Raw genomic sequence first — 24,017 nt, forward strand, 5'->3', positions numbered from 1 at the left:
GAATTAGAATGTAGCGTTGGCAATCGCTCTAACATCTATATTGTAATGTTCCCGGTAAAATCTCACCAAGAAATCAAATTTCTCCTTGATCAACGGATACGTAAGATAAGGCGCCATTTCTTCATCGGTTCTTTGCAAGATATGCAGCATGAAAGAGCTGATATCACTATCCTTGGCGCGGGCCCAGGAGTAAGTACCATAATACCATTCGGATACACCGTACGTATAACTGCCCGGCAAAAAGCCCATACTCCTGAAAGCGGCCTGGTTGGCCGGGTTAGATGCATTTACAGGGGGCGTAGGCGCAGGCGCGTTATAATCGGAGAACAGGAAAAAAGAATCTGGCACTTCGATCAAACCATTATCTTGGTAGTATTTCCAAATAGCATTGATGTAAGCATTTTTCTTCGTTCTTTTTTCCGCGGGAGTCATAGTTCTTAAAGAAGCGTTCATCCCCGCGAATGCAAATGATTTACCCGTGATCTTGATGTCGGAATACAAGTATTCATAACCAGGAGGATAACCCGGTCCACGGAACTGTCGAATGGTATCAGCCAAGAAAACACGGTAAGGTAACCAGTTACTTTTCTTGTTCTCCTCCGGTATGAATTTCAACCAACAATCGTCTAAAAACTGCAACATGTCTCCAACGTACTGGGTATCGCCCAACACGGCAGTATCAATCTTGGAATTCCCTGTGCTGGTATACAGGGCCCAAACAAAATCTTTCTGCGTGAAGTTGTATAAGAAATACGTTCCATACTGATCATACAACTCCTGTATCTTAGCATTATCTTCATCGGAAGCATCGCCTTGAGGCAAGGTGTAATCCGGCTCGATGCTTTCCGGCGGCCCGATGGCAACATCTTTCTTACATGCTGCGAACAACAAGCAAGTCAACGCGGTAATGATGATATTATATTTCATTTTCTATAATCATTTTGTTCGTGAATTATTCACCGATCCTCTCGGGGATATTTGCCGAAGGATTTTGTTCCAACTCGGTATTCCTTAAGATCAGGCTATTGGGAAAAGGTAATACATACATCGGGTCCTTAGCCTTGAGTACATAATGCAAAACGGCTTCACCCAATTGATGTTGATACCTGTGCGAAATAGAGGGCATCCCGTACCTGCGTAAGTCAAACCAACGGAAACCTTCGTAACAGAATTCTTTCCTGCGTTCGTCTCTCACGGCTTGCAACAAGGTATTTTTTTCAGAGATGCTTTCATTCGAATAACCAACGATCCTGTGCGAACGCAATTGGTTCAGGTCCGCCATCGCCTTTTCCAATTCATCTACCTGCACATATGCTTCGGCACGGTTCAACAATGCTTCCGAGCTGCGGATACCCTGGGATAGCTCATCACTTTGGGTATATTTAGTTACCAATGGCGTAAAAGTTTGAGGAAGGATGCTGAACCCGTAATTTAATCTTACGTCTTGCGGATCGAAAGTTCCCCTGAAATCAGCCGAAGGAATATAGGTGCTTTGGTTGGCTTGCGGGTTTCCGCCGAACATCCATTCAACTTCCGGGTTCGTGTAGGTAATCCAGTACCCGGTAGTATAACCGGTCATATCCGTAATTACACCTCCCTGTTGGAATACTTTATCCGCTTCTTTAATACAATCTTCCCAGCGTTCCATATACAGATAAACCCTTGATAATAAAATATGGATCGCAGGTTGATTGATATGGTAATCCCTGCGGGCAATCGGAAGCGGATCCATTAAATCGGCCGCCAAATTCAAATCCCTAACGATTACATCATATACTTCTTTAACCGTATTCCTTTTCATAGGCAAGTTATCGATGCCCGAATTTAATTTTAAAGGAACGCCGGGGGCTGTGGGATCGCTGTTATACGGCATACCGTAAAGGTTCACCAAGCGGAAATAATAGAAAGATCGCATCGCCAGGGCTTCCGCCTTTACCCTATTTTTTTCATCTTCTGTACCGATAGAACTATTGATATTGTCCAATACCGCGTTACAGCCCATAATCTTTTCATAAAAAGCATAATAAGCAGTGCTGGCAGGATCTTCTCCGGTAATATTGCCAAGGCCGTCAACATCGGCCAGCCTCGGTTGCCAAGTATAATACAGGAAATTTCTAACCGCGTCATCACTACCAACGATAGAAGCATTACCATCGGCATACTCCAGGAATAAATCCACATCATCATCCATAAAGTACAGGAAGGATGTCGGTTCTGTTTGGCCAAGATAACCGGAACCCATCAATAATTCACGGTAATCGATCGCGGTTTTAGGGATGACCTCGCTTTGAGATTGCTCTTCCAGGAACTTGGAACAACTGCTCATCGTAAGGCAACCTAGTATCGCGAATATGTTTAAGAATCTATATTTCATGAATATCCAGATTAAAATGTCATGTTAAGAGATAATGAAGTCACCCTCCTTGCAGGCCATCCGCCGGTTTCAGGATCGTAGCCGCGCCAATTTTTATCGAAGGTGATCAAGAATGGATTCGTCATGCTAAGAGAAGCACTCAGACGCCTGAAATGTGACCACTTCATAAAATCGGAACCAAATTCATAGTTGATCGCAATTTGGCGGCAACGGATAAAATCTGCATCTGCCACCATGAAATCAGACTGGTTATACAAGGTATAAGGAGAAACATAATTCCAAGCAATGGTGGGCAGGTTAAAATTGAGCGAAGAAGGGTTACCGGGCGGCACTGCCGGGATATCCGTTTGTTGCTCATCGCCCGGCTTTTGCCAACGGTTCTTCAAGATTCTCGGAACGTTCTGATCCGGTGTTGGCGCACCTGCCGGGTTATAAAAGGCCGGCACCCTGCCCTGGTTCCCGAAAGAAACAGCAAACTGTGCATACAGGGAGATATTTTTATAACGGAACGAAGAATTGAAACCACCGGCAAAATCAGGCTCCAATTTGCCGGACTTCACCAGGAACTCCTGGTAATTATCCGTAGGTTTGATATCCATGTTATTGAACATCGGAACACCATTAGCGGCGTTTAACCCGGCGTAAGCGTATGAATAGAAAGTGGAATACGCCTCACCATTTACGATGGCTGAACCGTTGATATAATCTTCCAATGAATTTATACGGGTGTTTTCCTTCAACCTATTCCTTGCCAAACCGGCATTCACGGAGAGCTGCCATGTAAAATCAGCTGTACGTATGGGCATTACACTGATTATGAAATCATACCCGTAGTTTTCCATCTTTGAACCGAATACCGTGGCGGAGCTCATCCCGTTTTCAACCGGGACGGGACGGGAAGCCAATACATTACTCGTTTTCCTATACAGGTTAGCCGTAGCGTTCAACCTTCCATTCCACAAGGAAAGGTCTAAACCCAAGTTCCAGGATTTTGTTTTTTCCCAACCCAAGTCAGGATATGGCAATGACTTAATATTCAAAACGTACTGCTTAAAGATCGGGCTTAAGCCACCATCAGTAGCGATCAGGTAAGGAGATACGGCTTCTACGGCATTTCCCTGGTAACCGTAGGTGGCATACAAATCCAAGGCATTCAACCAAGACAGGTTACGCAACGGTTTTTCGTTGGCCGCACGCCATCTACCACCGATCGACCAGGTGGGCTGGAAACGTTTGTTTTTATCCTGTCCAAACCTATTAGATGCATCCAAGCGGGCGTTAAAATTGATGATATACCTGGAATCATAGCCGTACACACCAGAAAAGTATTCGCTTACATAGTTACTGGTTTGATTCACGATCTTGGAATTCAAACGCATTTGTTCATGCAAAGAAGTTGCGGGTGTAGCACCTAAATAAGTTGGATTTAGCGGCAATGGAGCGTAGGTCTCACCCCTGTAGCGTAAATAACCGTAACGGGTATTGGAATTGCTTTCCAAAGTACTGGAACGGGCTTCCATACCGAGTTGTACGGTAACGTTATGTTTCTTTGCAAACAACTTGTTATACACCAAGCTGTTGCGGAAAGTATAGCCCCTGTTGGTAGCATTTTCCAATTGGATCAAGCCACCGAAAGGCAACATGGTGGAAAGCTCCTGCGGCGAATTAGAAAGCACGGAACCGAACTCATATCCACGGATTTCGGTAATATAGTTTGATAATTCCGTAGCATAAGATTTCACGTTACTGGAAGCGCTGTTATATGATAATAATCCCTGGTATTCCAAGCCTTTCCACAATTTCAAACGGGTATCTAAAGTAGCGCTTAAGTTAGTGGTCATATTATTATTGCCGGTATTATTAATTTCATTCTGAATATTATAGAGATAGCTTGATTTCCCCGGGATCGCGGAACTAGTCGTCCCCCTTTTTTCATGGAAAAACAAGGTGCCGTCATCGTTGTACATCGGGATTGTCCTTGCCGTATTGTAGGCATAATCAAAAGGATTCACACCGTAGGCAAAACCATCCGCTTCCCGCATGCTACCATTTAAAAGTAAATTCACGGTCAAACGTTCCCCGAAACGCATCGTGGTATTAGATGCGGCAGAAAAAGTTCGCAAGTCGTTCCCTTTAGCTTCCCCATTTTGTTGCTGCATACTTAGCGAAGTACGGTTCACGATTCTTTCGTTACCACCGGAAACACTGACGCTATGGTTTTGGCTAAAACTGTTGCGGAACAACAAGTCAAACCAATCCGTATTCATATTTTCCATCTTACGGTACTCCTCGATATAGGTAGCGTAGTCTATTTCCTTGTTTTGTAACTTACGGATCAAACCGCCGTAGCCAATCGGTAAGATATCGAAGGTGTAACTATCCCTCGACTCGTATAGTTCCTTCGAGAACTGCATTAATTCCTGCGAGTTCATCAAGTCATACATACCATAGCGCGGACGTTGCCCTACAGATAAATTATTAGTATAGGCAACAGCCAATTTGCCGGGACGAGCCTTCTTGGTTGTTAATACGATAACGCCGTTAGCAGCCTGCGAACCGTAAATAGCAGTTGCAGAGGCGTCTTTCAGCACGGTGATCGTTTCAATATCGTTAGGGTTCAACCAGGATATAGCATTGGAGGCGATCAATCGTAATTCACTCATATCGCCTGCCAAAGAACCGTTTCCATTCGGGATCGGCAGCGGGTCTCTTTGGATAACCCCATCTACTACCCAAAGCGGTTCCTGGTTGCCGAGAATGGTAGAAGTACCGCGGATCCTGATCTTAGGCGTTGCTCCTACTTGGCCGGACTTCGTGATAACCGACATACCCGGCACCATACCTTGTAACATTTGGTCAATGCTCGTTTCACCGGCCACCTTGATATCATCCGCCCTCAAAGAGTATACGGAACCAACGTAATTACCTTTATTGACATTCATATAGCCGGTAATAACAACATCACCCATTTCCAGGTCTTTCCTGTTCATGATCACATTCAATACCAGGTTTTCACCTGTATTACTATTGATTAAAGCGGCATGTGATTTCTTAAGGGGATAGGCGGTATAAGCATTATTACCAGATTTACGGATGCCAATTTCCATCGTTTCAAAACCGATCATTGATACGATCAGTACCGCATCATCGGGAAGATTATTCAGGAAAAAGCGACCATCCTGCCCGGAAATCGTCCCCATCGGTGTTGCGGAGTTCTTTACCCTGATCGATACGCCCGGCATTACTTCGCCGGAAGATGATTTAATCACCCCGGAGATAGATCCCGGGGCTTGCTGTTCCGTAACAGCGGGAACATCCTGTATTTCTTTCCTGGATAGGACGATCGTCTTATCCTTGATCATATAGGTAACGGGAAAATCCTTCAATACCACGCCGAGTAATTCCTCCAATGGCATATCCTTCACGTTGAGGCTTACCATCTTCGACAGATCCACGGTATTCGAATTACTGAATACCACGTAGCCTGTTTGTGATTTGATTTCGGAAAAAACATTTTTTAACGGGATCGTTTTGCCCATCAAGGTCACCTTCTGGGCTAGGCCAGCAGCGCTGGTTTGCAAGAATGCAACCGTTAATAAGATGGTGGTCAATCTCATAGCCTTCAAGATTTTGGTCAGACCCCTAAATTTTCCGGCATTCCCGGGGGGCCAATAGCATTTTTTTTGCATAAATTGCAAGTGATTTTGGTTTTTAATTAATGTGAATTACAAAGCTCTTTAATGATAAAACCGGATCATTTCAAAACGTCGTGGCCGCAATCCGCGACGTTTTTTTTTATAATGGTTGGTTTTTGACAGGGCACAAAAGTTCCCTACCTGGCCAGGTTCTTCAACCTGCCGGGCAAAATCCGGTCATCCATTATTCGATACAATTAATTATTTATTCAATACGATCAGCCTTCTTCCATCGATCTTGAAGTCTACATCTGTTCTCTTTAATATCTCTAACATGTCGTTTAGTTTCATCTGGCGATTAATTTCACCGACGAAAGTGATATTCGGTATTCCATTCTCGTAAACTACTTCTATGTTGTACCATCGCTCTAGTTGTCGCATAGCTTCCTCTAAAGTGGCGCCTTCGAAGTTGAAGAGACCATTTTTCCAGGCCAATATTTTCTCTAGATTCACTTGTTGATGTACCCTGATGTTAGCATCCGGTTTGGCGGCATTTATAATTTCCGCCTGTTGGCCGGGTTGTAGTACAACCCCGTTTTTTAACACGTTCGAAACCCTGACACTCCCCGAAACCAGGGTCGTGGTAATCGTATTTTCGTTATTATAAGCATTCACGTTAAAATCGGTACCGAGAACCTCTACCAATGCCCGGTTATCGATGGCCACCCTAAATGGCTTCGATGCATCCGGCGCTACCTCGAAATAAACTTCACCATCCACTTCTACCCTCCTTTCATTTCCAAGAAAGGTAGTCGGGTAGCGGATAGAGCTGGCGGCATTCAACCAGGCGATCGTACCATCCGGTAAAGTTACCTGGAATTGACGCCCCTTGGGAGTTGTCATGGTATTATATGCCAGGGCAGCATTTACATGGGAATTATTACTATATATCAATGATCCGTTAGCAAGCATCACGGAAGTACCGTTTTGTTCAGCCACCTCTCCATTTTCCAGGCTGTCGAGTACCACTTGTTTACCATCGGACAAAGTAAGGATCGCACCTTGTTTTCCCGGCGAAATTTCGGCTTGTTTACCAACGATCATGGTAGGTTCCGGCGGCTTGGGGCGCAATAATACCAGGCCTGCGCCGATCATCAATACCGCGGCGGCCGCAGCCCACCACCATTTACGGCGGGAAATACCGATAACTTCCCTTCCAGCGAAAGCCGGGACTTGTTCGGCAATTTTCGCGGCAATTTTATCCGGGTTATAATTGTAGAACTGTTGCAAACCCGGCAACAATTCCTGCGGATCGGTCACAGATTCAAAAATCCGGCGGTTCTGTTCAGAGGCATTCACCCAAGTATTTAAAATTACCTGTTCTTCATCCGACAAATTATTTTGCAGATGCTTGTGAATTAATTCAATGATATGCTGATCCGTGAAGCCCATATACTATTAAAACAACTAAGTCGGCATTTTATACCGTACGATTTCAAAAAAATTCTAACTATTCAGAAAAGTCAATGCTGTAGCCAATATTGGCCATGCCACTAATTTATTTTTCAATAAGTTGGTCCTTAGAATGGCCAGTCCTTTTGCTTTTTGATTTAAAACGGTCTGGTAAGCCATATCGAGTTCTTCCGCGATTTCCTGCGGACGTTTACCGTCTATTATAGACAAACGCACGACCGCGCTGCATTGTGGCGGCAATTTTTCAATTTCCCGGTAAATAATTTGTAACACTTCGGATTTGATATATGCCTTTTCAACATCAATGGATAACTTTTCGGAGCCTAAGGCAATAGATTGATGAACGGCCTGGTGGCGCTGTTGTGATTTCAAAAAATTGAGGGCGGCATTTTTGGCAGCCGTGTAAAGAAAAGATTTCAATCCCGGTAAAGAAGGGAATTGCTCCTTCCGTTGAAAAGCCTGGATAAAGCATTCGGAGACGATATCTTCCGCGGCCAAAGTGTCTGCTACTATTTGATCAGTAAAATAGCAGAGCGGCCGCATATACAGTTCGTAAACCTGCTGCAAAGCCCAACGTTCTCCCCGCTGAAATGAAGAAATCAGCGCTGATTCATCGTATGAAAGATTGGTTGACAATAAGTTATTTTAGGTGCTATTCAAAATGTAAACTTTGTCAAAATTAAGCAAAGAACAAAGTTCGGATCGCAAAATATTATTTTTCACATAACTATAGATTCCATTTATAACATTTTATTAGCACAAAAATATAACTAGATGAGTTTAAAGGGTTTGGACTCCTAATATGTTACGGCTTTTTTCTTGGAAATAGCATTGAATAACAAGGTATCATGTAATGTTCACATAGATTTAAATACTCACATAAAATAAAATCGGCCTGTGTAAACATTTACACAAGCCGATCCCAGATGCTTTTGAATGGCATTGGTATTAATTAAACCCGGTTTCCGTAATATTAAAATCAATCATTGTTGTCCGACTAAAAATGCTTTAAAGGTACTTAAATTCCTTACCTGGTCAAGGATATAAGCGAAGGATGATACATTTACCCCCCGCCAAGAGAACCGTGGAACTTCGCACCGTTGATAGCGAAGGGTAGCTTGGCCATACAGTAGTAGAAAGGCTAGATCGAGCGATCAAATTGGTGGCCGTAATGGCCAATTTGTGCCCTTTTTGGGTACTCTTTTTTGGGTAAACAAAAAAGTACCAGAAACGAGCAGGTGAACATTGAATCGAACTATTGAGGGATCAAATTGCTCCCCGGTTAAAATTTAGTCGGACAATAATTTAAATCAATAATTTATTTTATACACGACATAACCCTCTCCATAGTTTTCCGGATCGTGATTCACCAGGATATTTGATTGACCAAATTCACCGTTATACCTTTTCAAATTACCTATGGAGTCGATCAACTGGTCCAGCTTTGATTCCATATCCGTATTATTCAAGCGCAATGAATATTTTCCGGAGTACTTATACCCACTTGAATCTTTACTGATTAACGAAGACACACCAAACAATTGAGAGTTTAATACCCTTAATGGAAACATTGCCGTATCCATGCGTTTTTCCGAAGCATAAGTTTTCATGTATCGAAAAGTATATAAAGGCCCATCTTGTGTACCTTTTGGAGCCATTTCAACAACGGCCTTTACAATATATGTATAACCAATTTGCCTTTCGGGAAAGCCCGTTAAGGAAGTCCCTACCTGTCTCGTACGATCGCTATTCAAATAAATTTGAGCATCCGCTCCCTGGGAATAATGATCCAGAAACAGGTTAACAACATCCCCATCGTCAGGGTCACTAGGATCGAATCCTCCCTTGGAACATGCAGATAAAAGAAACAATAAAATCAAGCCGTAATAGTAACAATTTTTCATTTAGGTCGTCTTTAGGTTAAATAAGCTTTTTTATGAAACGTAAAAGTAGCTGTAGAAGTTACAGGCCTAAGATATAGGAGGATATTAACATCAAACACGCCTGTTTCTCCATTTCATTTGAAAATAATACCTTGCAACTTATAAAATTGAACGACATCTGATTATGAAAAGTATCTATATACTAATACTGACCTTATTTACAGCCCATGCCAGCCTTCATGCGCAAAGCAAGGAAAATGAGATTCCATTCCAACTGCTCCCTTCCGGTCACCTACTGGTAAAAGCAAGCGTAGAGGGTATTGAGGGCAATTTCATCTTCGATACCGGCGCAGGCATTACTGTTTTCGTCAAGCAATTTTCTGATAAATTGAAAGCGTTGAAGAAAGAAGATGGTGGCTATACTGGCTTCAGGGCTACCGGTGAAAGACTTGATATCGACTTATACCAAGTGAAAGATTTTAACTTGGGACCCATTCATAAAGATTGGCAAGAGGTAAGTTCCATCGAAGCGAATTTCGGTGGCTTGGATGGTATCATCGCGTTAAAATTTCTCGAAAATACGGCCTTTACGATCGATTATGAAAAGAAAGTCATCAGGCTTGAAACGGCCGGCAGCATCCGGGAGATTAAAAAGTCTGCGCAAATATTGCCCGTACAATTAGAGCAATCGCGGGATAAGTCGCTTACATTATTCTCATATTTCAAAGTCAATGATACATTAAAGCTGCAATTCTCTTTAGACAGCGGTGCAGGTAAAGATGTGTACCGCATCAATGCCAAGTACATGGAAGCTCTCGGCATCGATAAATCGGATACAGCCCATGTAAAAACTATTACAAAGAAAAGCGAGGTAGACGAGAATTTCGTATCCCACATATACCTCGCACAAGTTAAAAAACTGGCTTGCAATAATACTGCCAGCATCGGGATTGAAAATTTCCGTGCACAATTCCTGGAAGGATTGATTTACGACGGTATCATCTGGATCAACTGGTTAGGTTCCAAGATTACATTCAACTTGGATGAGAAAGAATTATTGATACAGCGCTAAGCTTCTCCGTGGTTGTTAGTAAAAAGCGTCAACAAATGTGTCAGCGCTTCCCCGGAATGTAAAGCTTCCGTTTGTTCCAAGGTTAAGCGGGTAATCCCAGATGCCCGCTTACACATGATCCCCTCGAAGGCGGCGATCGCTTCCAACCGCGTGTTATACCCGGGATCCACCAGGCATTCATATAGCTCCAATGCATCCTGCATAGCCATGTTCACCCCTTCTCCGGCATATGGCGGCATCCTGTGTGCGGCATCCCCGATCATCGTTAGATTAGGCAATGAAGCCCAAGATTGATCAAGCGGATAATGATACATCGGTCTCGGTACAAAATAGCTTTCATCCGACTGGAACAACTCCCACCAAGATTCAGACCAGGTATCAAAACTAGCTTTAAACCAATTAAAAACCGATGCACGGCTATTAAAATCCACTTTACCGGAACTGGCCCAATCTTCCGGGGTTTTACAACCGGTATAAAAGGATAAACTACCGTCTCCTTTCGCACTCAGAATAAGGCTTTGCCCATTCGAAAGTGCAAACACTTTACCGCCTGCCGTTAGATTAAATAAATGCTTTGCATTATGCTCTGCCCGGTAAATATTTCCTTCAACAACAGAGATACCTGAATAGACCGGCTGAATGGCCGTGATATATTTCCGCAATTTGGAATTAGCTCCATCGGCGGCAATTACCAGGTCAGCAGTTGCGGTGCTACCGTCTTTAAAGTGCAACAACCAACCCTCCCCACGGGCTTCCATGCTATCAAACTGTCGATTCCAAAGGATGGTTCCCGGTTCCAAAGAATCGATGAGTAGATCCCTTAATGGTCCCCTATCTATTTCCGGGCGGAAATAAGCATCATCGAAGGCATCGATTTGCTTGGACTCATGATCGTCGAAATGCATTTTTAACGCCGCATCCACTACCTTGACTTTATCTGCACCTGGTCTGTAGCGCTTTCTAAATTCCGGCATTAGCCCGGCCACTTCCAAGGCTTTTAAACCGGAATCCCGGTGCAGGTCCAAGGTTGCCCCTTGCTGGCGCACCTCCCTATCAGCATCCCTTTCCAATACATTTACCCGGCAGCCCGCCTGCTGTAATAGTTTTGCTAAAGTGAGCCCCCCGGGGCCACCTCCAACGATAGCTATTTGTTGCTCTTGAATATGCATTTCCATGTTTTTTATTATTAAAGACGAACGTAACGACATTATATTTTATAACAACGTTATTTTTTTTGAACAAAAAAAAGCATCTTACAGGATGCTTTGTATAAAACGATCGATAAAGCTCATATAGCGTTTTTTCGAAGATCTTGGGCTAGCTTGTCCCTTTTCTTTATAATTGAAATTCAACATGGTATGGATGCATCCCCTTCTTAAACAGATCCAATTCAACACGTATTCTTGTACATCCTCTTTACCTGTCAGTGATTTAAATACTTGCTGAACCAATTCCATACCTTTTTCAGCGCCCGGGTTCTTTGGTTTCCCCATATTGAACATCAGGTTATATAAAGCCATGTGCTGCACTGCGAAATCCCAATTTATTTCCGAGAGTTTTCTCAATTGTTGTGCAGGATCGCGTTCCTTCGAAAGAATTTTCTGTAATTGCCGCGATAAGGATTCGAAGCCTCCCGTTGCTAATTCATCCAACAAGGCTTCTTTACTATCGAAATGACTATAAACGATCGAAGTCGTGTATTCGATCGCATCCGCTATCCTACGGATGGTTACTGCCGTCCAACCTTCGTCTTCAGCAATTTGGAGCGCTGCTTTGAGGATGCGTTCCCGGATTTGTTGTTTTTCGCGGATTTTGCGTTCGAGATGCTTCATTTTCGTAACAATGTTACACAAAGTTACGATGTTATTTTATGTTTTGGTGAATTTTATTTCTTTTAAGCGTAGAGCCAAGCCATGCCTTGGCTCTACGGTTTTTCACCTCTTTATCAACTTCTTCTTTACGGCTTTCGTCCAAATTTTATACCCGTCGGCATTCATATGTAACATATCTTTCACGAACAATTCGGGCCTGGATTTACCATTTTTAACCATCGGGGAATAAACATCTACGAAACTGGCATTATCTAAAGCCTTGATATACTTCTTTATCAACTCGTTCGCCTTTTTACATTTATCCATATATTGATCCCGAACGGGGCTGGGTTTCATCGCGATGTAAACAATGGGTACGCCGGGAATCTTTTTACGGACCAGGTTTATCAAGTCCACAGTTTTTTTCAGGATCAATTCAGGACTTTCATCCTCCTTGGGCAGATCATTCTCACCTACATATAAAACAATTTGACGGGGAGCATAATCAAAGATCAGGTCATCACTGAAATAAATAATGTCATCTATAACGGCTCCGCCTATTCCCCGGTTAATTACATTATAAGAACCGAATACGCGCTGTAAATCGTTCCACTTACGGATGGAAGAACTTCCAACGAAAAGGATAGGATTATCGACAGGCTTATAAATCTTATCGTATTTCTTGATAGTTTTAACATCCGCTTCAAAACGGTGCTTCTCCTGTGCAAACCCGTAGCATACAAAAAGTAGCTGTAGGATGATGAATAATGTTCTCTTCATAATATCTGTTATAATCTGTTAGCTATATTATACTTTCTCATTCTCCAAGGCGATTACTTCCGCTTCTTCAATGCCATGCTGATGATGTTTTCCACGGTGTTCTACCACGGATTTATATTGCTTCACATTGATTAACTTTTCGTTTTTTGCGATTACGATGGTTGCCACCGTATTCCCGATCACATTAATCAAGGCCCTGCCTTCACTCATAAAACGGTCTACACCGACCAATAAAGCCAAGCCTTCTAACGGAATGATTTTCAATGCTGTTAAGGTGGATGTCAATACCAGGAATCCGCTACCGGTAACTCCCGCGGCGCCTTTACTGGTCAACATCAGCACACCGATAATCGTCAGCTCCTGGCCGAGCGTAAGATCGATATGAAACAACTGTGCTAAAAAAATAATTGCTAAGCTCAGGTAAATACTCGTTCCATCCAAGTTGAAACTGTAACCCGCGGGGATCACGAGCCCAACAACACTTTTATGACAACCGGCGGCTTCCAGTTTTTCCATGACATTCGGCAATACGGCTTCGCTGCTGCTCGATCCCAGCACAATGAGAATTTCGGATTTGATATAACCTAGTAATTTCCATAAGCTGAATCCATTCAACTTCAATATCGAGTACAGCACTACGAAAATAAACACTAATCCAGTCGCGTAAAAGGTAATTAATAATTTCCCAAGCACGGCCAGGGTATCAAAGCCGAACGTCCCGATCGTGTATGCCATCCCACCAAAAGCGCCCAAAGGGCTCACCCTGATCACGATATGCAGGATATTAAACAGCACTTGATTGATCTTCTCACAGGCTTGCACAACGGTTTGCCCGGTGGAGCCCATCTTGCCTACGGCCAATGCAAATAATATCCCGAAGAACAACACTTGCACGATATCACCTTTCGCGAAAGCTTCGACCACGTTACCCGGGATGATATGCACGAAGAACTCCATCCAATCTATTCCACCTGTTGCGGAAGCAACTGCGCCGGCGCCTTCATGGGCCACCTTTGCGGCATCTACTCCCGAACCCGGTTTAATCAAATTTGCGGTAATAAGGCCGATGATGATGGCGATCGTCGTGATAATTTCAAAATAAACGATCGCTTTCAAACCGATGCGGCCCACCTTCTTGATATCCCCCGCTTTGGCGATTCCCACCACGATACTAAGAAAGATTACCGGCGCGATAATCATCTTGATCAGGTTGATGAACATATCGCTGATATGCTTTGCCGTGGGTGCAAAACCGGGAAAATAATGTCCGACGAGGATGCCTATCACGATGGCTATAAGCACCTGTACATAAAGTGTTTTCAGGTATTTCACTATTTTTTCAATTTATGGGTTCATCCCCCTGGCAAATTGCATGTGAATGATCTTTCTGTGATAACTAGTAATTGTTATTTAAAAATGGGTCGCGATACTAAGGGGTATTCTATCGCGACCCATTTAAGGGCATTAATGGTAACCGGGATTCTGATCGATCACCCTCCCGGTATTCGAATCGATAAAGTCTTGCGGGATCGGGAACAATACCGGGGTTTCATAATCATTCATCCCCCTGGCATCGCGGCCTGCAATTTCATTGTACTGGCGCATGCGTCGTTTGAAGTAATTGTTGACATCCCTTTCATCTCCCCCGTTTTCCTGGCTTACGCGGATAAGCGTGTGCCTGCGCTCTTCTTCGGAAAGCAGTTCGCGGCTGCGTTCGTCTAATATCAAATCCAAACCGGCGCTATTCAAATCTGCCACTGAAATTGATGATGCCTGCGAGCGGTTGCGTACTTTATTGATCCAAATGATCGCGTTTGCGGGATCATTATTCTCATACAATGCTTCCGCGTACAATAAATAGGTTTCTGCTAAGCGAACATAAGGTACATCAGCATAAGAAGCATCTGCATCTCCGCGGGATGCGATCGTTTGCGTATAATCCCATTTACGGGTTGTTGGCCATTTATAATTTTGTATAGTAGTCCTGTTGTCGTCTAACATGGCCGCGGTAAGCGTCGTATCTATAGGACTTTTCCCATTTGGCGCGTACTCCACGATACTGCCGGATGCATCTTTCTCGTAAATCTTCCATACCATTGCGTATTCAGAAACTCGATCATCTATTGTGCCCTGTCCTTTATAGTTATACAGCCTGATGGCGCCCAATGAAGGCACACACCTTCCGGCGCCTTTTCCACCATTAACCAACCAAAACATTTGCGGCAGGGTAACTGCGCCGCTAACATACTCCGGTGCATTCAAATTACTCTTGCGCATCACCACATCGTTGGAGTAATAATTCTTGTAAGTACTCTTGATATAGATATCTGATGTTCCATGCGATTCTACCTCCGGTTCGGTATTCAGGAATGAGTACAACACTTCTAAATTACCTTGGGAAAATAGTGGTGAACGAAAAATATCGATAAATGCATTTCCAGGATTAGCAGCGTTGGCACCGAACCTTTCGGTCATTAACTTGTATTCGGAACCTTCTACCAATGGCTTCAAGACATTCACCGCTTGTTGCGGCTGATCCATCGCCAGGTACAATTCGCCCAGGTAATGGCGTGCCATAGCCCCGGAAATGGAAGTGTTATTATCTGCTCTCAATGGAAGATTTTCAATAGCATATTTAAAGTCTTCTTCCATTACTTTCCTGATTTCGGCAACGGGCGTGCGCTCCCAATCTGAACGGTAATTGGAGCCGCTGATTTCTTCGGTTGTTAATGGTACGGCGCCAAAAGTGTACGTCAAATGCCGGTAAGCCCAAGCGCGGAAAAAACGCGCGGTGGCCACGATCTCTTCTTTACTTCCTGCCGACCAATCAATTCCCCCGGCTTCCGCCCTGGAAATAACCAGGTTGGATGTATTTACCATTCGGAATAGCCATTCGAAAGTAGCCCTGAATGGCGGCGCATCAGTTTGGTCTATATTACGTGGAAAATACATAAACTTAAATGAGCTATGGGAGTTGTTACTCCATGAATTATCTACACCGCAAGACCAAACACTTTGTTGCACTAAAGGTAAACTGCCGAATCCCCCGAAGGCATCCGTGCGGCGGTATTCATGGCGCATCATTCCCTGCAACGCGGTGATGATCGTTTTGAAGCCGGCATAGTCGACCAGGAGATTTTCCGCATAGATATTATCACGCGGCTCTTCTTTCAAAAAGTCTTTATTACATCCGGCAGACGAGGCCAGGATGCAAGCGGTCAGTATAAAATATATAAACTTTTTCATATTGGTGGAATTAATTTTATAAACCGATTCTTAAACCGATAATGAAGGAACGGGTTTGAGGCGCTGCTAGCTGGTTACCGATAAACTCGGGATCCAATCCTGTCCAACTAGTCCATGTAGCCAAGTTCTTCACGTTGGCATATACATTTAACCGTTGGAGGTGCAGTTGGCTGGTTAATTTAGCAGGTAACTTGTATGATAAAGTAATATCCTGCAAGCGAATAAAATCGGTTTTGCGGTAATATCCGGATTTCAAAGGATTAACCGAGCCGTTTAAATCATTTTTAGGATAAGTATTGATCGGGTTTCCAGGTGTCCAGAAAACTTTATCGAGTACATTCTGGCGGTACGACATATCGTTTTCCTCCAGTAATACATTCCTGGCGGTTACGCCTTTCATACCATTCAGGAAGAAGCTCAGTGTAAAATCTTTATAACTGAATGTATTAATGATGCTCGCGGTAAAATCGGGTATCGTGCGCCCAATCACCTGCCTGTCTGCCGTGGTGATATCATCTTTGCCATCAACATCCTTGTATTTTACATTTCCAGGGATGGAATAGCGATAATTAGGGTCTTGTTGCCCGGTTGGATTATCCTTATCGATGATTTGCCAAATACCGTCAAATACGTAGTCGTAATTCACATCGATCGGTTGACCGATAAACCACCGGGAGCCGACGTCATCAACCGGTTTACCATTTTCATCATACAATCCAACATCCTTGATCTTTGTATTGTAATGGGAATAGTTCAAGGTTGCAGTCCAGGAAAAATCCTTGCTACGGATAGCATTTACATTAATTTGAAATTCATATCCCGAATTATATGTTTTCCCGATATTTTCCGTTACGGAGTTGGTCCCGTTAATAGAAGGAATGGTCCTGCTTAATAATAAATCCGTCGTATTGGCCCAGAAAGCATCGAAAGTACCTGATACGCGACCTTGCCATAATTCGAAATCAAATCCCGTATTCACGGAGGCGGTCGTTTCCCAACCCAAGTTGGGTGAAGCTAAACGGGAAGGATAAAACCCGTACATCGCTTTATGGTCGTCCGACAGGTAGTTGAATGTTGACAAGTTGGGTAATGTTACGTAAGCATTTACCGCCTCGTTACCATTCTTTCCCCAAGAAACGCGGTATTTAAAATTGGTTAAAATATTGGCCAGGCCGGATTGACGGTAAAATGCTTCGTTAGAAATATTCCAACCTGCCGCCAATGAAGGGAAAACGCCATACTTGGTATTATCTCCAAAAGCCGAATAACCATCGCGACGGGCTGTTGCAGTTAATAAATAACGACCGTCAAAAGAATAATTGGCTCTAAACATTTGTGATTCGTGGTTCACTTTTGTATAAGAAGCTGTACTGGACAGCGTTCCTGCCTTCGATGCTTGATAATAATACATGACATCATTCGGAAAATCACGGCCGGTAATAGAATTATTTTCCACGACCCTGCTTTGGGCAGAATAAAGCCCGGTCAAGAATAAGCGATGTTTACCAAATTCGCGGTTGTAGGATAATATGTTTTCGATAATCCAGTCGTTGGTTTCCGTATTGCTCGTATTCAGTACACCATTAGCCTGTGAACCTTCATAAGTATCGCGACCTTGATAATTTTTATAATTATTGGCTTGGAAAGTATAGCCGGTATTTAATTTATAACTTAACCCCGGCACGAAAGGGAAGGTGATATCTAAAGCATTATTTGAAATCAGTTTCGTCGTTTTGTCGCTATTCTTCTCATTAATCGCGCTCAGGGGGTTCTTAGCAAAAGCAACACTGGCATCTTCCCAGGCTGAAAGGCGTATATTGCCATTTTCATCATAAGGTTCTGCCAATGGCACCATCCTGAAGGCACGGCCAAAGTCCGGTGGCCAACCATCCCGCGCGTATCGTCCTACTTGTGTATTCGTGGAGAATTTCATCCAAGAAGTCAGTTCTTGGGCAAAGTTGAACCGCAAATTATCCCGGCCGAATTTATCATTCAAAGCCACACCTTTAATATCGGCATGATTGATAGAAACAAAGTATTTCGTAGTTTTATTCCCCCCGCTGAAAGAGAAATTATGCTGTTGCTTTAAGCCGTTTTGCGTGGCAACTTTCACCCAATCCGTGGATAAGCCTTCATCATGCATACGTTGTTCCGTAGGCGTGATCGCGCCTAACCAGGGTTCGGGATTATCCGGTGTCGGGGTGATGGTATTGGCAGCTTTCAAGGCTTCAACCTTGGTGTTCCAGAAGGTCTCCCCGTCCATCATCTTGGGGATATTGATCGCTTTATCAAATGAAACAAAGCCATCATAAGCTACGGTTAATTTCCCTTCCGTACCCTTCTTAGTGGTGATGAGGATCACGCCATTGGCGCCACGGGCGCCGTAAATAGCGGCGGAAGATGCGTCCTTCAACACCTCTAATGATTGGATATCATTCGGGTTGATCTCAGCAAATGCGCCATCAAAAGGAATACCGTCTAAAATAATTAGGGGACGGGCATCGGCGGTGATTGATTTTGTTCCCCGTATCCGTGTTACAGAATTACTGCCATCAGCGCCGGAACCTGTGATAGCAATATTTAGTCCCGGAACCGAGCCTTGCAAGGCGCTTACAATATTTGTGGTTGGCCTCTCTTCCAAAACCTTTGTATTAAGCGAAGCAACGGCCCCGGTAAGATCAGATTTTCTCTGGGTACCGTAACCGACTACTACCACTTCATTCAATTTTGAGGAGTTGGTTTCCATGATAACGGATAACCGGGTATTGTTGCCCACGGCTACCTCTTTGGCCATAAAGCCGATGTAGGTAAATACCAATGTGTCGGAAGTCTTCGCTTCAATGCTAAAAGCGCCGTCACTATTAGATACCGAGGCTTTCATACTGCCCTTGATATGAACGGTAACCCCGATCAGTGGTTCCTTATTGACATCAGCCACGGTGCCGCTAATCTTTTTCTGCGCTACCGCGGTCGCTGCCGAAAGCAATAGAATTGCAAATACTGATAGTACCAGTTTTAGTCGTTTGTAAAACGAGCGTGGAAAGTAATTATACTTCATAACTAGGAATTTAATAGCGTAACCATAAAGTTTTAGCTACAGGAAGTGTTGTGGAAATTTTATATGCTTCTCAAAAATGGTGGTTTAAAAAACCGCTGTTCCGGACGTTTCTGTGGAATCATCTTTTTCATGCGACGTAGAATTTTGGTTTAAAATCTTCACGGGGGGAGCCCGCACTGTTCTCAAAGCGAAATAAACATTCTCATTTATCTTTTCTGCAATGGAAATTATTTTGAAAACGATTTCACGGGTTCGAAAAAACGGTCATGGATTTCGGAAATATTTACAAGTAATTGATAATCAATTATCAAGGATTTTAAAAAGGATGAAAGGATTTCACGGATGATATTTGAAATGTAAGCGTATATCGGTGCCGTTTGACAGCATAAACTTGTATCTAACCCCAGCATTTGCCCCTCATTTGATTAAAAACAACCTCAAGATCACCCCTTACCCAATCATACAAAACCTAAAAACAATCCGTGAAATCCTTCAATCGATTCAAATCCGTGAACAAAACCCAAAAACAATCCGTGAAATCCCTTAATCAATTCAAATCCGTGAACAAAACCTAAAAACAATCCGTAAAATCCCCTAATCGATTTAAATCCGTGGACAATAGCTGAACATTTACTATTTTAGAAACCATTTTTCCTGTAACACTATCCAAGTTCCAATAATGAGACTGAAATCTGGTAAAGAAGAAATTATATATTTATTAGAACAAGTGTTTTCCAAGTACGAACGTACTACCGGGAACCAAGTGCGACGTAATACCAACCGAAAGAATTACGAAGACCTCGCCAGGATGCTTAGCGAGATCAGTAACCGCTTGCCAGAAACTGCCGAAGAACTGCAACACGACCATTATTCGCCCGACAGAAATAAGAACAAACTATCGTACCCTTTTCTTAAATATGACATTTCCGGCGGACAAATTAAAGATGCTGCCAGCGGGATTGTGTCCAACCCCAGGCCATTTTTAATTGATGCTTGTTACATTTATTTATATGGAGTTGGCAGAAAAGGTTTCGAAAATAACCCGCTTGATGAAAATTTATTGATCGATGAGCAAGATCTGCCTGAAAATAATGGAATCGATATTGATGCTCCTACAGCAACTAATTTAGCCGTTCTTAGAAGGAAGTCGAGCCGTAAGCTCCTAAAAAAGTGGATATTTATCAGCCTTATTTTAGGTACGCTGTGTATCATACTGGCCGTCATTAGCTTCATCGATCATCAAAGGTTGGAGCATATTACCAAGGATATGCGTATCGGTGTGTATACGCCTACGGCAACCGACATCAAAAACCTGGAAGGAACGTGGTTGGTTTACATCGGTAGCCCGCAGGCCCGGAAATCCGAGAGAAACAGGTATCACCTCGTCGTAACCAATATTGTAGATGTTAAGTATAAAGACGGGTATTTCGTATTTAAAAGATATGGCGCCAACTTTAACCATTCCGGCTATATGCAATTTGAAGGGAAAAACCTGGTATCGATCCATTCATACGTAGAAAACGACCAGGATACTATCGAGTCACCGAGATTATCATTATTGCGATTGGAGCCCGGCAAAAAATACCAGAACGTCATTTCAGCATCCTGGAGTTTCGATACCGAGAAATATAACGACATCATCGGTATCAGGGAAGTTTATATTAAGCAAAGCGATAATGGGCACACGAGAGAAATCCTGAATACTATTGAGAACAGCAGCTGCAAATGTAAAATTATAAGTTTGACGGACGGAGGAAAAGAACAACAATTTTACCTAAAAAACCTCCCATTGGATTCATTGCATAATCCGGAACTGGTAGCTTTACTCGACGAAAGGAGTATTTTACTTCGAAATCCTGATTCTACTACTATCATTGCCACGCATTAACGGGAACCAGCAAATTATTTGTTGGCCCAAATGATCCCCTCGTTGGATTACTCGTTGATTTCGTAGAATATTTTTTCCTGCCGGAATCCGAATCCTTCTATTTGTAAAAAAATAGAAGCTGATGAAAAATTTCTTACAAAAAATCCCGGTATGGCTAAAAGTAGTCTTATACTTTTTCATATTATGGTTGAGTACATTGTTGGCCGCACTGGTTCCAGCCTTGAACGGGTTCGTATTTTTCCTGTTGGTATCCGTTGCCCTGGGCGGCCTCTTTCTTTGGTCAGAAGATAAAAGCATATTTTCATTACAGTTTGTTCCTAAAAGCGTTCGGCACTGGGCACAGTTTTTCCTCGGAACAGTAGCCGGTTGCGGCATGTTAGTGCTTACGACGGCGATTACGTTACAGTTAACAGGAGACCATTGGAAATTTGCCGATCAAATCCGTACCGGCATTATACTGATGACATTTGTCAATACACTATTTTCCGCATTTGTTCAAGAATTTGTGTTCCGGGGTTACCCCTTCCAAGCGCTGATCCGTCAATATGGTACCTGGATTGCACAGCTAGCTATACTAATTCCGTTCGGATTCATGCATTTCCATACCGGGATGACCGCTGCACAAATGGGGCTTACCATGCTCACGACCGGGATAGGTTCGATATTATTCGGTTTGGCATACATTAAAACAGGTCATTTAATGCTACCAATTGGCCTGCATTTCGGTTGGAACTTTGCCCAATCCTTAATTCCAAGGGCCGCTAGCCCGGAAAATGGCAGTTACGGGCTGATTCAAATAACAAGTTCGCAGCATACGTACCATACCTGGGAAATTATTGCTCCATACCTGCTGGTAGCATCCTTAACAATACTCATATTATATATCGTTAAGCGGAAACCATTGAACAATGAACTTCCAGGAGCAATAAGCCAAGCAAAAATTGTGTAAATTATACCGGCATATAACAGGGATCATGCAAATACTTCAACGATTTAATATCTATCAACCTAGTCTGAAACAAAGAATATGGATGCACCTACTTTTTTGGATAATCCTATTCTTGATTAGATTTTACCTTTCGCATATAACATTTAATGTGTATAGCGGCTTCCCGGTTGAAAGTTTACTGGTGATAAATTTCTTAAGTACCGGCATTATAGCAGGATGTTATTATATGGTGGTGGGTCCTGCATGGAAAATATTACGACAACAGAAATACTTTTCCTTTATAATGTTCCTGATTGGAATATTTGTCCTGTATACCCTCTTTGACGCCATCGCGGAACAAATAGTATTACATCAATGTAAGCCTTGTTTAGCGATACTAGCCGAAGATCAGCCGGCATATTATTCCTTGTTACAATCAGGCTTGGTAAATATCGTGTTGAAACGTTTACTTAGTTTGGGTACTCCCCTGGGTTTAATGCTGTTTTTAGCATTCCCCTTGTGTATAAAAATATCATTACAAGGCGCCAGGGAACATATCAAGGCTTTAGAACTACAGAAAGAAAATGTTGAATTAGAATTCAATTTCTTAAAAGCACAACTGAACCCCCACTTCCTGTTCAACACGATGAATAATATTTACGGCCTGATCATGCAAGGCGGTAAAGAAAAACCGGCGGGATTAGTAGCTAGGCTATCCGAGTTATTAAGATATATTCTCTACGAATCTAATGAAACTTATATGCCCATTGATAAAGAAATCAAGTTATTACAGGATTATGTTGAGCTTGAAAAAGTACGGCTAAATCAAACCGAAGTGCAATTTGACGCGCGGTATGATGCATCTGCCAATAAAATAGCACCGTTGTTATTGATCCCGATCATTGAAAACGCCTTCAAATATTGCTCGGATGAAGCCGGTGCATTTATCTATATTTCAATTGATGTAAAAGAAGCTACTTTACAATTTAAAATTGATAATTCGATAGACCCCAAACGGCAGCAAGGAAACAAAGGTGGTATCGGGTTAACAAACTTTCATAAAAGATTGGAATTATACTATCCGGATCAATACCATTATGAAATAATGAATGTAAATGGCGTTTATACCGTAAATTTAAGTTTATCATTAATATGAAAATGATTCATTGCATTATTGTAGACGACGAACCCATTGCCCGGGATCTGTTGACAAGCTATCTTTCAAGGATCCCGGACTTTGAACTGGTAAAAAGCTGCCGCAATGCCGATGAAGCTTATGAGGCACTACAATTTCATACCATCGATATTGCTTTTCTTGATATACAGATGCCCGTAGTATCAGGTATCGAATTCCTGCGATCTTTGCGGCATCCCCCGGAAGTGATTTTCACCACGGCACATCCACAATTTGCAGTGGAAGGATTTGATTTAAACTCGGTCGATTACTTGCTAAAACCTATTACATTCGAGCGCTTTCACCAAGCGGTTGAAAAAGCAAGGGAGCGTTTCCTTCACGCTGCACCGGGCCAACAGTCAAACAAAAAACCCAATTACATCTTTATAAAACAGGATTACAAATTTGTAAAGTTGCCATTTGCGGAAATCTGTTACATACAAGCAGAAAGAGATTATTGCAAAGCATTCCTAAATGATGGTAGATCGATCCTGATCAGTATGCATTTGAAAGCCCTGGAAGAGCTACTGCCGGAAGATGAGTTTTTCCGCATCCACCGATCCTATGTCATCCATATGGATAAAGTTCTAAGCATACAGGGAAACACGATCACCCTCGGAGACATTGAAATCCCGATCGGGGCCAATTACAAGGAAAATTTCTTAAAGAAAATGCACCTGTAACTTGGCCAGATT

General features: G+C 42.8%; 17 protein-coding genes. 5 read left to right on the top strand and 12 right to left on the bottom strand.

What is annotated here, in order from left to right:
* Positions 1–3: 3 nt before the first annotated feature.
* The 6 genes from COR50_RS19820 to COR50_RS19845 all read right to left on the bottom strand — a co-directional run bounded on the left by COR50_RS19820 (position 4) and on the right by COR50_RS19845 (position 9,386).
* Positions 4–927, bottom strand: coding sequence for a hypothetical protein (locus COR50_RS19820; protein ID WP_098195609.1), 924 nt, complete (start codon positions 925–927; stop codon positions 4–6).
* A gap of 25 nt (positions 928–952) precedes the next feature.
* Positions 953–2,374 carry a RagB/SusD family nutrient uptake outer membrane protein gene (locus tag COR50_RS22505; RefSeq protein ID WP_198405718.1) on the bottom strand — a complete coding sequence of 474 codons (1,422 nt, stop codon included), beginning with the start codon at positions 2,372–2,374 and terminating at the stop codon, positions 953–955.
* Between the two features lie 11 nt (positions 2,375–2,385).
* The gene (locus COR50_RS19830) at positions 2,386–5,991 is read right to left on the bottom strand and encodes a SusC/RagA family TonB-linked outer membrane protein (RefSeq protein ID WP_098196334.1); all 3,606 of its coding nucleotides are present in this window, start codon (positions 5,989–5,991) and stop codon (positions 2,386–2,388) included.
* A 279-nt stretch (positions 5,992–6,270) separates the two neighbouring features.
* Entirely contained in the window at positions 6,271–7,461 is a 1,191-nt protein-coding gene (locus tag COR50_RS19835; RefSeq protein WP_098195610.1) for a FecR family protein, read from the bottom strand.
* Positions 7,462–7,515: 54 nt separating this feature from the next.
* Positions 7,516–8,118: a sigma-70 family RNA polymerase sigma factor gene (locus COR50_RS19840; RefSeq protein ID WP_098195611.1), complete on the bottom strand. Its 603-nt coding sequence runs from the start codon at positions 8,116–8,118 to the stop codon at positions 7,516–7,518.
* Between the two features lie 674 nt (positions 8,119–8,792).
* Positions 8,793–9,386: a hypothetical protein gene (locus COR50_RS19845; protein WP_098195612.1), complete on the bottom strand. Its 594-nt coding sequence runs from the start codon at positions 9,384–9,386 to the stop codon at positions 8,793–8,795.
* 163 nt (positions 9,387–9,549) lie between these two features.
* Between COR50_RS19845 and COR50_RS19850 the strand changes: the two genes are divergently transcribed.
* Complete coding sequence (locus tag COR50_RS19850) at positions 9,550–10,437, top strand: retropepsin-like aspartic protease (protein WP_098195613.1); 888 nt, start codon at positions 9,550–9,552, stop codon at positions 10,435–10,437.
* On the opposite strand, the gene COR50_RS19855 is transcribed toward COR50_RS19850, so the two are convergent.
* The 6 genes from COR50_RS19855 to COR50_RS19880 form a co-directional block, all read right to left on the bottom strand.
* The gene (locus tag COR50_RS19855; protein WP_232516214.1) at positions 10,434–11,612 is read right to left on the bottom strand and encodes an FAD-dependent oxidoreductase; all 1,179 of its coding nucleotides are present in this window, start codon (positions 11,610–11,612) and stop codon (positions 10,434–10,436) included. The genes COR50_RS19850 and COR50_RS19855 overlap by 4 nt on opposite strands.
* Positions 11,613–11,690: 78 nt before the next feature.
* Positions 11,691–12,269 carry a TetR/AcrR family transcriptional regulator gene (locus tag COR50_RS19860; protein ID WP_098195614.1) on the bottom strand — a complete coding sequence of 193 codons (579 nt, stop codon included), beginning with the start codon at positions 12,267–12,269 and terminating at the stop codon, positions 11,691–11,693.
* Between the two features lie 102 nt (positions 12,270–12,371).
* Positions 12,372–13,028 carry a GDSL-type esterase/lipase family protein gene (locus COR50_RS19865; RefSeq protein WP_098195615.1) on the bottom strand — a complete coding sequence of 219 codons (657 nt, stop codon included), beginning with the start codon at positions 13,026–13,028 and terminating at the stop codon, positions 12,372–12,374.
* A gap of 27 nt (positions 13,029–13,055) precedes the next feature.
* Positions 13,056–14,360, bottom strand: coding sequence for a C4-dicarboxylate transporter DctA (gene dctA / locus COR50_RS19870; RefSeq protein WP_098195616.1), 1,305 nt, complete (start codon positions 14,358–14,360; stop codon positions 13,056–13,058).
* A gap of 132 nt (positions 14,361–14,492) precedes the next feature.
* Positions 14,493–16,274 (bottom strand): RagB/SusD family nutrient uptake outer membrane protein, encoded by a 1,782-nt coding sequence (locus tag COR50_RS19875; RefSeq protein ID WP_098195617.1) that lies wholly within the window; start codon positions 16,272–16,274, stop codon positions 14,493–14,495.
* 16 nt (positions 16,275–16,290) lie between these two features.
* Positions 16,291–19,332 carry a SusC/RagA family TonB-linked outer membrane protein gene (locus COR50_RS19880; RefSeq protein WP_098195618.1) on the bottom strand — a complete coding sequence of 1,014 codons (3,042 nt, stop codon included), beginning with the start codon at positions 19,330–19,332 and terminating at the stop codon, positions 16,291–16,293.
* Between the two features lie 679 nt (positions 19,333–20,011).
* Between COR50_RS19880 and COR50_RS19890 the strand changes: the two genes are divergently transcribed.
* The 4 genes from COR50_RS19890 (at position 20,012) to COR50_RS19905 (ending at position 24,005) form a co-directional block, all read left to right on the top strand.
* Positions 20,012–21,220 (top strand): hypothetical protein, encoded by a 1,209-nt coding sequence (locus COR50_RS19890; protein ID WP_098195620.1) that lies wholly within the window; start codon positions 20,012–20,014, stop codon positions 21,218–21,220.
* Between the two features lie 121 nt (positions 21,221–21,341).
* Complete coding sequence (locus tag COR50_RS19895; RefSeq protein ID WP_098195621.1) at positions 21,342–22,169, top strand: CPBP family intramembrane glutamic endopeptidase; 828 nt, start codon at positions 21,342–21,344, stop codon at positions 22,167–22,169.
* 112 nt (positions 22,170–22,281) lie between these two features.
* Positions 22,282–23,304, top strand: a complete 1,023-nt coding sequence (locus COR50_RS19900) for a sensor histidine kinase (RefSeq protein WP_157761023.1) — start codon at positions 22,282–22,284, stop codon at positions 23,302–23,304.
* Positions 23,301–24,005 (top strand): LytR/AlgR family response regulator transcription factor, encoded by a 705-nt coding sequence (locus COR50_RS19905; protein WP_198405719.1) that lies wholly within the window; start codon positions 23,301–23,303, stop codon positions 24,003–24,005. The genes COR50_RS19900 and COR50_RS19905 overlap by 4 nt, the downstream gene beginning before the upstream one ends.
* Positions 24,006–24,017: the final 12 nt, after the last annotated feature.

It is taken from the genome of Chitinophaga caeni, assembly GCF_002557795.1.
GTDB lineage: Bacteria > Bacteroidota > Bacteroidia > Chitinophagales > Chitinophagaceae > Chitinophaga > Chitinophaga caeni.

Bases quoted from the DNA above. Each gene is read 5' to 3' on its own strand.
- COR50_RS19830 (WP_098196334.1), bottom strand. From the start codon at position 5,991: ATGAGATTGACCACCATCTTATTAACGGTTGCATTCTTGCAAACCAGC.
- COR50_RS19880 (WP_098195618.1), bottom strand. From the start codon at position 19,332: ATGAAGTATAATTACTTTCCACGCTCGTTTTACAAACGACTAAAACTG.
- COR50_RS19860 (WP_098195614.1), bottom strand. From the start codon at position 12,269: ATGAAGCATCTCGAACGCAAAATCCGCGAAAAACAACAAATCCGGGAA.
- COR50_RS19895 (WP_098195621.1), top strand. From the start codon at position 21,342: ATGAAAAATTTCTTACAAAAAATCCCGGTATGGCTAAAAGTAGTCTTA.
- COR50_RS19850 (WP_098195613.1), top strand. From the start codon at position 9,550: ATGAAAAGTATCTATATACTAATACTGACCTTATTTACAGCCCATGCC.
- COR50_RS19835 (WP_098195610.1), bottom strand. From the start codon at position 7,461: ATGGGCTTCACGGATCAGCATATCATTGAATTAATTCACAAGCATCTG.
- COR50_RS19890 (WP_098195620.1), top strand. From the start codon at position 20,012: ATGAGACTGAAATCTGGTAAAGAAGAAATTATATATTTATTAGAACAA.
- COR50_RS19875 (WP_098195617.1), bottom strand. From the start codon at position 16,274: ATGAAAAAGTTTATATATTTTATACTGACCGCTTGCATCCTGGCCTCG.
- COR50_RS19905 (WP_198405719.1), top strand. From the start codon at position 23,301: ATGAAAATGATTCATTGCATTATTGTAGACGACGAACCCATTGCCCGG.
- COR50_RS19845 (WP_098195612.1), bottom strand. From the start codon at position 9,386: ATGAAAAATTGTTACTATTACGGCTTGATTTTATTGTTTCTTTTATCT.
- COR50_RS19820 (WP_098195609.1), bottom strand. From the start codon at position 927: ATGAAATATAATATCATCATTACCGCGTTGACTTGCTTGTTGTTCGCA.
- COR50_RS19865 (WP_098195615.1), bottom strand. From the start codon at position 13,028: ATGAAGAGAACATTATTCATCATCCTACAGCTACTTTTTGTATGCTAC.
- COR50_RS22505 (WP_198405718.1), bottom strand. From the start codon at position 2,374: ATGAAATATAGATTCTTAAACATATTCGCGATACTAGGTTGCCTTACG.
- COR50_RS19855 (WP_232516214.1), bottom strand. From the start codon at position 11,612: ATGGAAATGCATATTCAAGAGCAACAAATAGCTATCGTTGGAGGTGGC.